The sequence below is a fragment of the Rhodoferax sp. UBA5149 genome (assembly GCF_002413825.1).
In the GTDB taxonomy this organism is placed as follows: domain Bacteria; phylum Pseudomonadota; class Gammaproteobacteria; order Burkholderiales; family Burkholderiaceae_C; genus Rhodoferax.
Genome location: NZ_DHXT01000119.1, coordinates 1,218 through 2,430, shown reverse-complemented (window position 1 = coordinate 2,430; position 1,213 = coordinate 1,218). Strand labels below are relative to the sequence as shown.

Sequence of the window (1,213 nt, the reverse complement as noted above, 5' to 3'; positions counted from 1 at the left end):
AACGGCATCGGCGATGTACCCTACGAGGCCAACGACATGGTGGATCGCCTGACCTGGCGTTACCCCAGCATCAAGCTGCTGATGGCCAGCCCGGCGGTGCAAGCGCTGCGCCTGGTGGGTCAGCAATTTCCGGTGCTGCGTGTGCCCAGCGTGGTGGACCCCAAGCCGCGCATGCAACCGAACAACAAACAATGGAGTCAGTGGCGTGACAAGCACTATCCCGGCCAGTAAATCTTCGGGCCCTGAAGTTCCCGCTATACAAGTGCGCGGCGCGGCCATGCATTACGGCGCGCTGCGTGCCGTGGACGGCGTCGATCTGAGTGTGCAGCGCGGCGAGATCTTTGGCCTGATCGGCCACAACGGCGCCGGCAAAAGCACGCTCTTCAAAATGATGCTGGGGCTGATCGCGCCCAGCGCGGGCGAGATCCTGATCAACGGAACTTCGGTGCGCGGACGCGACTTCCGCGCGGCGCGCCGCCACATCGGCTACCTGCCCGAGAACGTGGTGCTGTATGACAATCTGAGCGGCCTGGAGACCTTGCGTTTCTTTGCCCGGCTTAAGGGCGCAGGCCCTTCGCAATGCGAGCCCACGCTGGCGCGCGTCGGCTTGGCGGATGCCGCGAAACGGCCGCTGCGGGAATATTCCAAAGGCATGCGCCAACGCCTCGGTTTTGCCCAGGCGCTGCTGGGCGAGCCCCGCGTGCTGTTCCTCGATGAACCCACCAATGGCCTGGACCCGCAGGCCATACGCGACTTCTACGCCACCTTGCGCGAACTGCGCGACGCCGGTGTCACCATCATCATCAGTTCGCATATTCTGGCGGAATTGCAGGAGCGGGTGGATCGTCTGGCCATCATGACGGCCGGCAAAATCCAGGCCCTGGGCAGCGTGCAGGGCCTGCGTGATCAGATGCATATGCCGCTGAGCGTGGCGCTGCGTCTGGCGCCAGGTGCAGTGGCGCAGGCGCAGCAGGCGTTGGGCTCGCTGACGGGTGTGAATGGCGTGCTCACCCCTGAAGGCCTGCTGGTGAGCTGTCCGCGCGAGCTCAAGATGGCCCTGCTGGGCGCGCTCAGCGGCCTGGGCGCCAGCTTACTGGACTTGAACATCCGGGAGCCCTCGCTGGAAGACGTGTTCTTTGGATTTTCGGATTGAGGTGAAACGATGGAATGGACGCAAATCCTGACCCTGGCCGCGAAAGAGTTTCGCGACCGC

Annotated in this window: 1 protein-coding gene and 1 pseudogene; both read left to right on the top strand. The window is 64.0% G+C overall.

Features of this window, described 5'->3' with window-relative positions:
* Positions 1-231 (top strand): annotated as a pseudogene (locus B3V69_RS10830) (nitrous oxide reductase family maturation protein NosD); the annotation flags it as partial.
* Between the two features lie 46 nt (positions 232-277).
* Entirely contained in the window at positions 278-1,153 is an 876-nt protein-coding gene (locus tag B3V69_RS10825; RefSeq protein ID WP_296446448.1) for an ABC transporter ATP-binding protein, read from the top strand.
* Positions 1,154-1,213: the final 60 nt, after the last annotated feature.